Source organism: Streptomyces sp. NPDC091416, assembly GCF_044756845.1.
Classification (GTDB): Bacteria; Actinomycetota; Actinomycetes; order Streptomycetales; family Streptomycetaceae; genus Streptomyces.
The window spans coordinates 1-15033 of record NZ_JBIVTU010000040.1 but is presented as its reverse complement, the minus strand read 5'-3'; the positions used below and the strand labels follow the sequence as shown (position 1 = coordinate 15033).

Here is a 15033-nt window from a genome sequence, read left to right as displayed (position 1 = left end):
TCGCCCCACACCACCGCCGAGGACCGGTCGAACAGGTCCGTGTTGAACTCCAGCGCGCCCCGCAGGCCCGCGGCACCGCCATCGGTGCCACGTACGCCGGACAGGTGGAAGACCAGGTCGAACTTGGCCGCACCCGTCGCGGCCTCCTCCACTGCGACGCTGAGCCCGGGCATTCCGGCCGATGCCGCGAGAGCCTCGCGGTTGTCGTCGTTGGCCCAGTTCAGGACGGTCTGGAACAGCGGGTGGCGGGCTGCCGAGCGCTCGGGGTTGAGAGCTCTCACCAGTCGTTCGAAGGGAACGTCCTGGTGTGCGTACGCGGCGAGGTCGGTCTCCCGGACGCGAGCGAGGAGCTCGGAGAACGTCGGGTTCCCGGACAGGTCGTTGCGCAGGACCAGCGTGTTCACGAAGAACCCGACCAGGTCCTCCAGCGCGTCATCCGTACGACCCGCCACCGGCGAGCCGATCGGAACGTCCTCACCTGCGCCCAACCGGAACAACAGCACCGCCAACGCGGCCTGCACCACCATGAACGGACTCGCCTGATGCTCCCGGGCCACCTCCTCCACCCGCCGGTGCAGCTCCTGCGAGACCTCGAACTCGACGGTTCCGCCCTGGTAGGAGGGCACGGACGGCCGCGGTCGGTCGGTCGGCAGTTCCAGCTCGGCCGGAAGCCCGGCCAATGCGTGCTGCCAGTAAGCGATCTGTCGGGCGGCCGAGCTGTCCGGATCGTCCTCGGAGCCGAGGATGTCGCGCTGCCACAGGGTGAAGTCGGCGTACTGCACCGGCAGCGGCGCCCAAGCCGCTCCGGCGCCCGCGTGGCGTGCGGTGTAGGCCGTCGCGAGGTCGCGGGCGAGAGGGCCGAACGACCATTCGTCGGCGGCGATGTGATGGATCAGCACGAGCAGGACGTGCGCGTCGGGTGCTGTCTCGAACAGGGTGGCTCGAAGCGGGATCTCGCCCGTCAGGTCGAAGGCCCGGGCCGCTGCGGTCTTCAACGCGACGGGCAGGTCCTCCGCCGTCACCTTCTCGACGTTCAGCTCCGGATGTACCGCGCTCCGGATGACCTGGTACGCGCCCTGCTCGTCCTCGGCCATGACGGTGCGCAGGGACTCGTGGCGCTCCACGACGTCGGCCAGTGCCGCCTGAAGAGCCTCACGATCCAGCGCACCGGAGAGCCGCAGGGCGACCGGGATGTTGTACGTGGCGTTGGGGCCTTCGAGCCGGTGCAGGAACCACTGTCCCTGCTGGGCGAACGACAGCGGGATTCGTTCGGGCCGTCGCCCTGCCACGACCCCGGCACGCGCTGTTCCGGCCTGCTGCACCAGCGCCGCCACAGCAGCGACCGTGGAGGTCTCGAAGAGCTGACGTACGGAGAGTTCCGCGTTGAGCGCGGTGCGGATGCGGGAGACGAGGCGGGTGGCGAGCAGGGAGTGTCCGCCGAGGTCGAAGAAGCTGTCGTCGATCCCGACCTGTTCCAGGCCGAGGATGTCGGCGAACAGTCCGCAGAGGATTTCTTCCTGGGGGGTGCGGGGGGCGCGGCTCTGCGTGGTGGTGCTGAACTCGGGCTCCGGCAGGGCCTTGCGGTTGAGCTTGCCGTTGGCGGTGAGGGGGAGTGTGTCGAGGGTGACGAAGGCGGCGGGGACCATGTAGTCGGGGACGGCCTGGGCCAGTTGGGCACGGATGGCCACTGTGTCGGGGGAGTCGCCGGTGAGGTAGGCGATGAGGCGGTCGTCGCGGACGATGACGGCTGCCTGGGTGATGCCGTCCAGGGTGGTGAGGACGGTTTCGATTTCGCCGAGTTCGATGCGGTGTCCGCGGATTTTGACCTGGTCGTCGGCGCGGCGGAGGTAGATGAGGTCGCCGTTGTCGGTCCAGCGGACGATGTCGCCGGTGCGGTACATCCGTGTTCCGGCGGGGCCGTAGGGGTCGGCGACGAAGCGCTCTGCGGTGAGGCCTGCGCGCTTGAGGTAGCCGCGGGCGACGCCGTCGCCCGCGATGTACAGCTCGCCGGGGACGGTGGGCGGTACGGGCTGGAGGTGGTCGTCCAGGACGTAGAGCCGGGTGCGGGTCAGGGGGTGGCCGATGGTGACCGGGGTGTCGGGGGTGATGGGGGCGGTGGTGGACCAGATGGTGGTTTCGGTGGGTCCGTAGACGTTGAGGACCGATGCGGCTGCGGTGGTGAGTTGTGTGGCGAGGTCGGTGGGCAGGGCTTCGCCGCCGACCAGGACGCGTACTGCGCGCAGTGAGTCGCCGGCGTCGGATGCGACGGCACGCCAGAGGCTGGGGGTTGCCTGCATGACGGTGACCTGCTCGGTGTCCAGGGTCCGTCGTAGGGCGGCGGGGTCGTGGACGAGGCCGGGGGGTGCGAGGACGACGGTGGCGCCGGTGGTGAGGGGGGCGAAGAGTTCGAGTCCGGCGATGTCGAAGCCGACGGTGGTGACCGCCAGGAGTCGGTCGTTGGCGGTCAGGGGGATGCGGGTGTGCATGTCGGTGAGGAGGTTGGTCAGTGCGCTGCGGGAGACGACGACGCCCTTGGGGCGGCCGGTGGATCCGGAGGTGTAGAGCACGTACGCGGCCGTGTCCCCGGTGCTGGGGGAGGTAGGCGGCAGTGGTGTGGTGGAACGCTGGTTGTTGAGGGAGGTGAGGAGTGTCTGGTCCAGGAGGAGGACGGGGTCGGTTTCGGCCTGCATGAAGGCGATGCGGTCGGTGGGGAAGTCCAGGTCGATGGGCAGGTAGGCGCTGCCGGTCTTGAGGACGGCGAGGAGTGCGACGACGAGGTCCACGGAGCGGGGCAGTGCCACCGCGACGAACGTCTCCGGCTTCGCTCCGTTTTCCGCGAGGGCGCGGGCCAGGCGGTCCGCGCGGGCGTTCAGTTCCCGGTAGGTCAGACGGGTGTTCTGGAATACCAGTGCCGCCGCGTCCGGAGTCGCGGCTGCCTGGGCCTCGAACAGCCCGATCACATCGGCGTCGGCCGTGCCGGCTGCCGGGACAGGGCCCGTTCCCCACTCCTCAAGGACCCGGCCCCGCTCGGCCTCGCCGAGGACGGCGAGTCGGGAGACGGGGGTCGTCACGTCGGCGATGAACTGTTCCACCAGGAACCGGAACCGCTCGGAGACCTGCTCGGCGTATGCCGCGTCGACCAGGTCGGGCCGGTAGTCGAGACGGAAGGCCATTCGGTCGCCGGGAATGGCCGCCAGGCCGAGGGCGTAGTGGGTGCCGCCACGGATCTCGGCTCCCTCGACGGCCAGACCACCGTCATCGGCGAGGGTGTTGATCGTGGCCCGGTCCAGGGGGAAGTTCTCGAAGACGGTCAGCGTGTCGAACAGTTCGCCCGCACCCACCGCCTGCTGGATCTCCGTCAGGCCGATGTGCTGGTGCTCCACCAGTTCGGCCTGCTCGTCCTGCAGCCGCCGCAGGAAGTCCGTCACCGGCTCGGCCGGACGCAGGACGGCCCGCAGGGGCAGGGTGTTGACGAAGAGGCCCACCATCGACTCGGCCCCGTGCAGGCTGCCCGGGCGGCCCGCCGTCGTCACGCCGAAGACCACGTCGTCACGGCCCGTGAGGCGGCCGAGCAGTACGGCCCAGGCGGCCTGGACCACGGTGTTGGGCGTGACGCCGACCGTGCGCGCGGTGTGCGTCAGCAGGGCCGTGGTCTCCTCGGAGAGCGAGAACTCCACACGCTGCTGGGCCGCAGGCGCCGCACCGGGAACGGGAACGGCCAGCCTGGTCGGCTCGTCCACTCCGGCCAGCGCCGCACTCCAGGCCTTCACCGCCTGGTCGTGGTCCTGGACGGCGAGCCAGCCCAGATAGTCGCGGTAGGGGCGGACCTCAGGCAGTCCGGTGGCGTCCTGCCCGGCCGGCTCGGCGGCGTACAGGGCGAGTACGTCACGCACGACGAGCGGCAAGGACCACCCGTCCAGGATGATGTGATGGTTGGTCAGGACCAGGACCCATCGGTCCTGGGCGAGCCGGACCAGGGTCAGCCTGACGAGGGGCGGGCGGGACAGGTCGAAGCGGGTCCAGCGGTCCTCGTCGAGGAGGGCCTCGCAGGCGGCCCGGCGCTCCGGCTCGGCGTGGTGGGTGAGGTCCACCTCGCGCCACGGTGCCCGCGCCTCGGCGGCGAGGACGGCGAGAGCCCGGCCGGATTCGCTCTGGTGGAAGCCCGCACGCAGGCTCGCGTGCCGGGCGAGGACCGTGTCGGTCGCGGCGCGCAGGGCGGCCGGGTCGAGGGCGCCGCTGAACTCCAGGACCAGCTGCGCGTTGTAGTAGTCCAGGCCCGAGGTGTCGAACTGGTGGTGGAAGAACAGGCCTTCCTGGAGCGGCGTCAGCGGCAGGACGTCGACCGCGTCGGGCGCCGCCTCGCGCGCCTGCGCCAGATCGGCCGGAGTGACGCCCAGGTCCGCGGGGGCGGCCGGGGTCTCGTCGGGGCGGTCGGCCACGGTCAGGACGCCGGCCAGGCCGGCCACCGTCCTGTGCCGGAAGACATCGCGTGCCGTGAACAGGAGTCCGGCCCGGCGGGCACGGGCCACGAGCCGGGTGGCCATGATGCTGTCGCCGCCCCGCTCGAAGAAGTTGTCGTCGATGCTCAGCGCGGCGGCCCCGAGGATCTCCGCGGCCAGTGCGCACAGGGTGTCCTCCTGCGCGGTGCGAGGACCGCGGCCCTGTGTGTCGCCGGTGCCGTACTCCGGGGCGGGCAGGGCCCTGCGGTCGAGCTTGCCGTTCGGGGTGAGCGGCAGTGCGGGCAGCGTCACGAAACCGGCCGGGACCATGTACTCGGGCAGCGAGGCCGCCAGGTGGGCGCGGAGCTCGTCCGTTCCGGCCCCTTCGTCCACGGTGCCGTCCGAAGGCACCAGGTAGGCCACCAGCCGGCGGTCGCCCGGCCGGTCCTCGCGGACGATCACCGCGGCCCGTCCGACGGCCGGGTGCCGGAGCAGCACCGACTCGATCTCGCCGAGCTCGATGCGGAAGCCGCGCAGCTTGACCTGGTCGTCGGCGCGCCGCTCGTACATCAGCCGGCCGTCCTCGGTCCAGCGCACGAGGTCGCCGGTGCGGTACATCCGGGTGCCCGGGGCGCCGAACGGGTCGGCGACGAACCGTTCGGCGGTGAGGTCGGCGCGGCCGCGGTAGCCGCGGGCGAGTCCGGATCCGGCGATGTACAGATCGCCGGGAACGCCCGCCGGAACGGGGTGCAGTGCGTGATCCAGCACGTACACGCGGGTGTTGAGGACAGGGCGGCCGATGGACACGGCGGCGTCCGCGGTGATGCCGGAGGCGGTGGACCAGACGGTCGTCTCGGTGGGGCCGTACAGGTTCGTCACCGATACCGCGTGCCCGGTCAGCGTGCGGGCCAGCTCGGTGGGCAGCGCCTCGCCGCCCACCAGGACCCGCAGGCCCTTCAGGGCGGCGGCGTCCTCGGCCGCGAGAGCGTGCCAGAGGCTCGGGGTGGCCTGCATGACGGTGGCCCCGGTGTGCCTGATGAGTGCGCCGAGCGCCTCGACGTCGCGCACCGCATCACGGTCCGCGACGACGGCGACGGCGCCCGACAGCATGGGGAGGTAGAGCTCGAGGCCGGCGATGTCGAAGCCGACGGTCGTCACGGCGAGCAGGCGGTCGTGCTCCGTGAGAGGGATCCGGTCCTGCATCGAGGCAAGGAAGTTGTCGAGCGCCGCGCGCGTCACCTCGACGCCCTTGGGCCGCCCGGTGGACCCGGAGGTGTAGATCACGTAGGCCGGGTGTTCGCCCCGCGGCTCGGCGGTCCGTTCGCCCCGCGTCAGGTCGGCTGCGGGCAACGCGTCCGTGCGGACCCCGTCGAGCAGGATCCGCTCCACGCCGGTGGCCGGCATCCGGTCCGCCAGCTCGTCGCAGGTCAGGAGGAGGGAGGGCCGCGCGTCGTCGAGCACGTACGCGATGCGGTCCGCGGGATATTCGGGGTCCACCGGCAGGTAGGCCGCGCCGGTCTTGAGGACCGCGAGGAGGGCCACGACCAGGTCGGTGGAGCGGGGCAGGGCGACGGCCACGTACTGCTCGGGGCCGATCCCCCGGCCCGTCAGCAGGCGGGCCAACCGGTTTGCTCGGGCGTTGAGTTCGCCGTACGTGAGCCGGCTGTCGCGGTGGACGAGCGCGACGGCGTCCGGGGCGGTCCGGACGCGGGCCTCGAAGAGCTCGGGCAGCGAGGCGCCGGGCAGCGGGTGCTCGGTGGCGTTCCACTGCTCCAGGACGCGCTCCCGCTCGCTCTCGCCGAGCAGGCCGATGCCGCTCAGGGGAGCGGTGGGGTCGGCGGCGAGCGTCGTGAGGAAGTCGATGAACCGGTCCTGGTGGGCGGCGAGTTCGGCCTCCGTGTACAGCGCCGGGTTGGCGTCGAAGTCGAGCCGGACGCCGTCGTCGCCCAGGGGGTCACCGAAGGACGTCACGGACAGGTCCCTGACCGGGCCGGTCGACAGCGGGTGCATGACGGTGCCGAGGCCGCCGAAGGAGATCTCCTGGCCGAAGGACATGGCGTTGACCATGACCGAGGACAGGCCACCGGCCCCGCCGGACAGGTTCAGCTCGCGGTGCAGGTCCTCGCCGCGGTACCGCTGGTGCCGCAGCGCGCCGTTGACCTGGGCGGTCGCCTGGCGCACCAAGTCGGCCAGGCTCAGGTCCCTGTCCACGGTGAACCGCAGCGGGACCTCGTTGGCGAGCATCGCGGGGGTGCTGAGCGCGAGGGCGTCCGCGCGCGCGGTCATCGGCAGGCCGACCACCACGTCGGCGGTCGAGGTCAGGCGGTGGGCGTACGCGGCGACCGCGGCCACGAGGACGAGCGACCAGCGTCCCGACCCGGCCAGTCCGGCCAGCTGGCCGGAAGTCAGTCGCACGCTGCGGCGCAGCGGCTTCGGCGACGGCTCGGCGGTGCGGCCGGTGAGCGTCGAGGACTCCGGGGTCTCCCCGAAGAGGTCCAGCCAGTACGCGCGGTCCCTGCCGTGCTGCGCCGAGGCGCGGTACCGGGCGTCCCTGTCGAGCAGCTCTGCCAGCGGGCGGATCCGGGTGGGCGCGGGCTCCTGGCCTGCCACGAGCGCCGTGTACGTCTGGGCGAGCCGGCGGAGGTAGAGGTTCTGCCCGTAGCCGTCGAGTACGAGGTGGTGGTGCCGGAAGTAGAAGAGGGTCCGGTCGTGGCCGAGGTCGAAGAGGGCATGGGTGTACAGCCGGCCGGCCCGCGGGTCCGCCGGGACGGACAGATCGTCGTCCATCCACGCGCGGGCGGCCGCGTCCGGGTCGGCCGCGGCGCTCACGTCCACGAACTGCACCGGCACCTCGCCCGCGGGCTCGATGATCTGGTGCGGCTCGTCGCCGTCGTCGTCGAAGCGGGCGCGCAGGGCGTCGGTCTCGGCAACGGTGCGGCGCACGGCCTCGGCCAGCAGGGCGTGGTCGATCCGTCCGTCGATGCGGAAGCAGGTGGCACAGTTGTACAGCGGGCTGTCCGGAGCCAACTGCTGTGCGACCCAGATCCCCATCTGCGCCGCGGAGACAGCCTGACGAACCGACCCATGCTCTGACACTGAATACCTACTCACGTTTCTCTGCGGACGAGCTTGTGTGCTGTGGGGGATCGGCGTCCCGGCCGGCCGGTGGCCGCTGGCGCGGGATCAGGCCGCGTGGGCCAGTTCTGCGCGGATGACCTCGACGAGCGCGTTGAGCGTGGGCGCGTCCCACATGACGGTGGGCTCCAGCGTCAGCCCCAGGTGTTCCTCGATCTCGGTGACCACGGTCAGCGCGTAGAGCGAGTCGAGACCGTAGTTGGCCAGCGGAACGTCCGGGTCGATCTCCGCGGCCGGCAGCTGGACGTGCTCGGCTATGCGCTCCTTGAGCCAGCCGGTCAGTTCCTCGGGGGAGTGGTCCTGGTTGTTCTTCTCGACGATGGGGCTGGACATGGTCAGTTCTCCTTGGGAAGGCGATCGGCGAGCTGTCGTCTCACCAGACCGAAACTGGTCGAGGACTCGTAGCGCTCCAGCAGCTCGTCGAAGAGCCGCTGTTCGAGAGGGCCGGGCAGGTTCTCCGGCCGGGTTCCCGGACGCAGGGTGAGCCGGTTCAGGGCCGCCGCCGCCCAGGCGGGGTCGGCGAGGAACGGGTCCGGGTGGTGCTGGTTGTTGCGCCACAGTTCGACGCAGCTGGCGCCCACCAGGACGTTGACGTACCGGTGGGTGAGGTCGTAGCTGGCGGAGCTCGCCGCGACGGACAGCTCACTGGCCGGGATGGCCGCGCACTCCTCGGCGAGCAGGGCGAGCTCCGCTGTCAGCTGCTGTCCGACGCGATGGATCTCGCGTCGTTCGTGGTCCCGCCCGGTGATCGCGTCGAGACCCGGGGCGAGCGAGCGGCTGAGCCGCTCACGCCCGCCGGCGCTGACGGTCAGCCGGTCGAAGGGAATGCCCGGCAGGTCGGCGTCGAGCCGGAAGAGGTCCGCCGGGGCCGCCGGGCCGTCCCGCCACGAACGCTTGGCGAGCAGGGAGAGCTGGGGCAGCAGCGAGACCTGGCAGGCGGCACGCGCGGCGTGCCCGAACCCGGCCGGCTGGATGTCGCGCAACAGCTTCTGGAAGATCGCGTTGTCGCCCTCGCGCATGTAGAAGTGCGCCCCGAGCAGCGTCGAGAGCCGGTGCATCGCGTCCATCAGCACCTTGGACACGAAGAACTTGACCGCCTGCGCGTAGATCCCCGTCTCGGCCGGCACCAGATGGATGGCCCGGGCGGCGACCGTGGAGAACGCCTCGCAGAGCAGCAGGTCGGCGTGGACCCCGGCGAGGACCGAGCGGACCTGCGGGATGTCCGCGGCGGTACGCCCGTACAGCTTGCGGGACTTGAGGTGCCGCAACGTGGTCCGCAGCCCGGTGTCCAGCATGCCGGTGAACATCGCCACCAGCGTGGTCCGGGTGATCTGGAAGGACTTCAGCGCGGTCTCCAGGCCGAGACCCTGACGGCCGACGACACAGTCGGCCGGCAGCGGACAGTCGTCGAACTCGATGCCGCCGAGCTGCACACCGCGCATGCCGACGCTGGGGAAGCGCGGCAGATAGCGCATGCGGCCGTCCGGGATCCGGGACTTGTCCACCAGGATCTGGGAGTGGCTGCGCGGGCCCGGCCGGGAGTCGGTGCGCGCGAACATGACGACCGCGTCGGAGCGCTGGAGATTGGTGATGATCTCCTTGCGGCCGTTGAGCAGCAGCCCGTCGGGGCCGGGCATGGCCTCGAACTCGGTGCCGGCCATGTCGTTGCCGTGGGCCAGCTCGTGGTAGGCGACGGAGACCTTGCGGTTGTCGAGGAGCATCCCGGCGACCTGGCGGCAGTGCTCGTCGTTGCCGGCGGTCCAGATGTTGACCGAGGCGATGAAGGAGCTGACGCCGTAGCCGAGCCCCAGACACGGATCGCGACGGTAGACGGACCGCATGATCTCGATGAGTTCGTCGAGCCGGGTCAGCCGCCCGCCGTACTGGGGCGGAACGAACTCGGCGTTGAGCCCGTAGGCGTCGAGCGCCTGCTCACCGGCGGCGAACATCTCCGCCCGCTCGTCCGCGGCGAGGATCTGCGCGAAGCCGAGCGGGTTGCCCGGGTCGCGCGGGTCGCCGAGGAGACGCTCCATGGCGTCGGCACGATGCGGAGCCACGGCGTCCGGAGCGGCGGGCAGCTGGGTCTTCATGAGGTACTCCCGGCCGTCTCGCCATCGGGGGTGGAGCCATCAGGGGTGGAGCTGTCGGACGCGGAGCCGACAGGGGTGGAGCTGTCGGGGGTGAGGAGATCAGGAGCGGAGCTGCCGGATGCGGCGCCGTCGAGCGCGGAGCAGAGCGTGGGGACGGCCGGGCCGAACGCGTGCTCGGCCAGTCGGTCGTACGCTTCGGCGCCCGCCTCCTCCAACGGGCTGCCGAGCCGGGTGAGGGCGGAGCGCAGAGCGGCCTGGAGCCAGAGCGCGTTGCGCCAGATCGTGGGGGACTGCTCGTCTCCCGCCGGCCGCGGGTTGTTCAGCCACAGCTGGAGGCAGGCGGTGGCGGCGAAGCACAGTTCGTAGCGCTCGGCGAGGACGAACGCGGTGGGCGGTACGTCCTGCGGAGTCCGGCGCAGTTCCGCGAACTCGGTGTGCAGGGCGTCCGCCGCGGCCGCGACCTCCTCGGCGAGGACGACGATCTGCCGGGGCAGCAGCCCGCGCTCCGCCTGCTCGGCGATACGTGCCACGGCGCCGGGCAGGCTCTGCATCAGGCTGCTGCCGCGCATCGCCAGGAGGCTGAGCCCGCCTGCCGTGAACTCCGGCGACGGTACGGAGAGCGACGTGGCGGCGGTGACGCCCGCCTCGTCGCAGCGGCCCCGGCGGTATGCCGCAGCGAGCAGCGGGAACTGGTCGATCAGGGCGTTCCGGTTGACCGCCGTGTTGCCGTCGAAGATCGCGACGACACGGTGGTCGCGCTCCAGTTTGGCGAAGAGCCCGGCGGCGTACTCCTCGGTGAGGAAGCTCCTGACGCCGAGCAGTTCGGCGACCCGGTCGAGCACGTTCTGGGCCAGGTCGGGTATCAGCGCCTTGGCGACGGCGGAGACGACGCTCATCTCGCCGGGGAGCGCGTGCACGCTGCGGGCCGCCACCAGGCCCGTCGCCTCGGCGAGGAGCTGTGCGGCGTACACCTCGCCGATGATGCGGCGGACCCGCGGCAGATCGCCGAGCGTGCGCCCGTACAGCCTGCGGTTCCTGGCGTAGCCCACGCCCAGCCGCAGCGCGGTGTCGCCCGCCCCGAGAGACAGGGCGGTGCTGGCGGTGCGGGTGAGCTGCAGTGCCTTGAGCACGGTCTCGATGCCGGTACCCACCTCGCCCACCAGCGCCGAGCCGGGTATCAGGGCGTCGTGGAAGGCGATGCCGCTGATGTCCGCGCCCCGGATGCCATGGGTGGGGATCTTGGGCGGACTGCTGTACGCGCCGGCCGCCAGGCCGCCCTTGTCGACCAGGAACAGGCTGAAGCCCCGGGGCCCGCCGGCCGGGTCCGTCCGGGCCAGCACACAGATGAAGGCGCCCCGGGTGGCATTGTTGATCAGCCACTTCTCGCCGTTCAGCCGCCAGCCGCCGTTCTCCGGGGTCGCGCTGAGTTCACCGGCGAGGAGGTCACTGCCGTGGGCGCGCTCGGTGAGCCCCCAGGACACGACGGCGCCGTCGGCGATCAGCGCGCCGAGCGCGGCGGCCTGGTCGGTGCCGCCCGCCACCCACACCGGCGCGGCGCCCAGGAACGTCTTGCCGTGCCCGACCGCGACCGTGAGGTCGCGGCGGGCCACCGTGCGCAGCAGCTGCATCAGATCCGTGTAGTCGCGCAGCTCACCGCCGAACGCGGCCGGTACGTAGTGGTCGTTCAGCCCGAAGGCGTCGAGTACCCGGCACGCGGCGGCCGGGAACTCCTCCCGCTCGTCGAGGCGGGCCAGATCGGCGGGCCGGAACGCGCCGTGTTCCTCACCCGGTCTCCCGAGCAGCGCGTCCAGTGCGCCGGCAGCGGAGTGATGCACCTGCGGGTTCCCCCCGTCGTCCAGCGGATTCATGGCCGGTGACGGCCCTGTCGACCCGGTCGGTGCCGAACCTTCACGTCCCATCTCATGCCTGCCGCGGGGCGAGTGCGTCGGCCAGCCGGCGGTCGGCCTCCACATGGAGCGTGTTGAGCTCGCCGGCCCGGAACGCCTCGCGCATCGCAGCCCGCTGGATCTTGCCGCTGGTGGTGCGCTTGATGCCGCCGCGGCGCACCAGGACCACGGCGGACACCCTGGCGCCGAACTCGCGGGCCACCGTCTGCCGCATGTCCATGGCGAGCTTGCGCAGCACATCGTCCGCGAGCCGGCCGCGGACCTCGTGGGTCACGACGAGCAGTTCCTCCTCACGGCCGTCCTCGTGGACGGTGCCGATGCCGAACACGGCACCGAACAGACCCTGCAGATCGTCGTGCTGGGCGCGCAGCTCGTGCTCGATGTCCTGGGGATAGAGATTGCGTCCCCGGACGATCAGCACCTCCTTGATACGACCCGTCACATGGATCTCGCCGTCGTGCAGGACGCCCAGGTCGCCGGAGCGCAGATAGCCGCCCTGTCCGTCCGCGGTCTCGGCCCGGAAGGTGGCCCGCGTGGCCTCCGGGTTCTCCCAGTAGCCCCGGGCGACGCTGGGTCCCCGCAGCCAGATCTCGCCGACGCGGCCCTGCGGCAGTACCTCGCGGGTCGCGGGGTCGACGATCCGCACCGTGTAGTCGTGCGGGGTACCGCAGGCGACCACGGACCTGCCGGGGCGGTCCGCGTCGACGGGTTCGAACACGTGCCGTTCCAGGGCCTCGGGGTCGACGTGCCGCACCACCGCCTCGCGATCACCGGCGCCCGAGATGAACACGGTCGCCTCGGCCATGCCGTAGCACGGCGTCAGGACGTCGGGCCGGAAGCCGGCCGCGGCGAACCGCTCGGCGAACCCGCTGAGCGTGGACGCCTGCACGGGCTCCGAGCCGTTCGGCGCGAACCTCCAGCGCGAGAGGTCGATCCCGGCGAGCTGCTCGTCGGTGATCTGCCGTGTGCACAGTTCGTACGCGAAGTTGGGTCCCGCCGACCAGTGGAGGTCGTACTCGTCCACCATCCGCAGCCACCAGTGCGGCCGCTTGAGGAATGTGGTCGGAGCCATGAGCGTGCAGGAGCCGCCGAGGATCAGCGGAGGCAGCAGAATCCCCATCAGACCCATGTCGTGGTAATGCGGGATCCAGGAACCGAACCGGGTGCGCTCGTCCAGGCCGAAGGCCCGCCGCAGGCCGTCCACGTTGTGCAGCAGATTGCCGTGGGTGATCATGACCCCCTTCGGCTCGCCCGTGGAGCCGGAGGTGTACTGGAGCAACGCGAGGTCGTCATGGCCGAGTTCAGGCGCCACCCACTCGCCCGGCGCGGTCAGTTCCGCACGGTCCGTCCGGAGGCAGTCGGCCCGGACCGACTCCTGGTCGTCCGCCCAGGCCAGCACGTCGTCGTGCGCCTCGCCGTTGGTGAGGACCAGCGAGACACCGGCGTTCCTGGCGATGGAGGTGACCCGCTCGCGCTGATGCCGGTACTGGCCGGGCAGAGGTGCGGGCACCGCGACCACTCCGGCGTACAGACAGCCGAGAAACGCGACGGAGAAGTCGATTCCCTCGGGATACAGCAGAAGGACGCGGTCACCGACCGTCAGCCGCCGTTGAAGCTCCACCGCAATTCGCTGCGCCTCGGCATCGAGTTCTGCATAGGAAACGGTTTGGCTGCCCTTTTCGGTGGACAGGTCACGTACGAATGTGACGGCAGATTCCCCGGGTCTGGACAACGCATTTGCTCGTACGGCCTCAGTAACGCTCGAAAGACCCACGAAACCAATGGACATTGACCACTCCCAGTATGCGGCGCGCGACAGATTCCATCCGGCTGCGGAACATAGCCCGGAGCTTCACGGACAGTCAACAGATCTCCACGGCGTGACGACCCCCTGACCTCTTACGCAGTGCGCATGGATCATCACGTACCGTTCAACTTTCTGCCGTTCCGGCCCTGTTGCGCCAGGGCGCGGGGGCTGGCGACGGAGAAACGGCAATGCTTATTCGGGCCGCGATATTCAGCCTGACCTTAATCCGGTGACAGGATGCACGGCCCGGTGTTGAATACGTCTGCCCAGCAACTGCTGGAAGGTCTTTAAGGCACAGCTTCAAGTCGGCAAATGAGAGGTCCAGGAGTGAAGCAGACGGGGCTCGAAGCCATTCTTCCGCTGACTCCGCTCCAAGAAGGACTCCTGTTCCACTGCCTTTACGACTTGGATGCCCAAGATGTCTATGTGTCCCAGCACGTACTCGATATCGAAGGCGAACTGAACACCGGTGTGCTGCGCTCCGCCGCCGGGGCCCTCATGGCCCGGCACGCCACCTTGCGCGTCGGGTTCCGCCACCAGGGCCTGGCCAACCCCGTGCAGATCGTGCCCCGCTCCGTCCCGACCCCCTGGCAGGAGGCCGACCTCACCGGCGCCCCCGACGAGGCCACCCGGACGGTGCGCGCCGACGAGCTGCTCCGCGAGGACCGCGAGAAGCGCTTCGACCTCGCCGCCCCGCCCCTGGTGCGCTTCACCCTGATCCGGCTCGAGGAACAGCGATTCCGGTTCTCCATGACGTTCCATCACCTGCTGGTGGACGGCTGGTCGTTGTCCGTCGTCCTGCACGAACTGTTCGCGCTGTACGCCAACGAGGGCGACACCGGGGCGCTGCCGCCCGTCACGCCCTACCGCCAGTTCCTCGGATGGCTCGCCGCCCAGGACCGGGACGGTGCCCGCGCGGCGTGGGCCGAAGCCCTGGCCGGCTTCGACGATCCGTCGCTGGTGGCACCCCGGCAGACCACCGACGCCCCGGCCGAAGCCCCTCGCCGGGTCACCTTCGGTCTGAGCCGGGAGTCGACCGAGGCGCTCACAGCCCGGGCCCGCGCGCACGGACTGACCCTCAACACCCTCGTCCAGGGCGCGTGGTCGGTCCTGCTGTCCAAACTGACCGGCCGGGACGACGTGGCGTTCGGCACCACCGTGTCCGGCAGGCCGCCGGAGATCCCCGGCATCGAGAGCATGGTGGGGCTCTTCATCAACACCGTGCCCGTACGCGTGCGCCTCGCCCAGGCCGAGACCACCGCCCGGATGCTCGAACGCCTCCAGCGGACGCAGGCCGGACTGATCCCGCACCAGCACCTGGGCCTCACCGACATCCAGCAGGCGGCGGACGCCGCCGAACTGTTCGACACGATCGTGGTCTTCGAGAACTACCCCTACGACGCGGGTCGGTTGACCGCATCGACGTCGGGGGATCCGGTCGACAGTGACTCCTCGGCGGTACGGATAGTGGGCCAGCGCACCAGCGACCAGGCTCACTACCCGCTCGCCCTGATCGCTCTGCCCGGCGACAGCCTGCGATTCCGGCTCGACTACCGGCCCGACCTGTTCGACCGGTCCTCGGCGGTGGTGTGGGGCGAGCGGTTCGTCCGGGTGCTGGAAGGGCTGCTCGCGGAGCCGGGACGCGGCATCGGAGC

General features: G+C 70.9%; 6 protein-coding genes. 1 reads left to right on the top strand and 5 read right to left on the bottom strand.

Annotated elements, in window-relative coordinates; translation table 11 throughout:
* The 5 genes from ACIQMX_RS42125 to ACIQMX_RS42105 form a co-directional block, all read right to left on the bottom strand.
* Positions 1–7490: amino acid adenylation domain-containing protein (locus ACIQMX_RS42125; RefSeq protein ID WP_402486942.1), on the bottom strand; the 7490-nt coding region annotated here is incomplete at its 3' end.
* Positions 7491–7622: 132 nt separating this feature from the next.
* Complete coding sequence (locus tag ACIQMX_RS42120) at positions 7623–7907, bottom strand: acyl carrier protein (RefSeq protein WP_363078537.1); 285 nt, start codon at positions 7905–7907, stop codon at positions 7623–7625.
* Positions 7908–7909: 2 nt separating this feature from the next.
* Complete coding sequence (locus tag ACIQMX_RS42115; protein ID WP_363078535.1) at positions 7910–9664, bottom strand: acyl-CoA dehydrogenase family protein; 1755 nt, start codon at positions 9662–9664, stop codon at positions 7910–7912.
* Complete coding sequence (locus ACIQMX_RS42110) at positions 9661–11499, bottom strand: acyl-CoA dehydrogenase family protein (protein WP_402486938.1); 1839 nt, start codon at positions 11497–11499, stop codon at positions 9661–9663. The genes ACIQMX_RS42115 and ACIQMX_RS42110 overlap by 4 nt, the downstream gene beginning before the upstream one ends.
* 85 nt (positions 11500–11584) lie before the next feature.
* Positions 11585–13360 (bottom strand): fatty acyl-AMP ligase, encoded by a 1776-nt coding sequence (locus ACIQMX_RS42105; protein WP_363078531.1) that lies wholly within the window; start codon positions 13358–13360, stop codon positions 11585–11587.
* Between the two features lie 330 nt (positions 13361–13690).
* Here ACIQMX_RS42105 and ACIQMX_RS42100 point away from each other — a divergent pair.
* A partial coding sequence (locus ACIQMX_RS42100) for a condensation domain-containing protein (protein ID WP_402486934.1) occupies positions 13691–15033 on the top strand: 1343 nt, incomplete at its 3' end.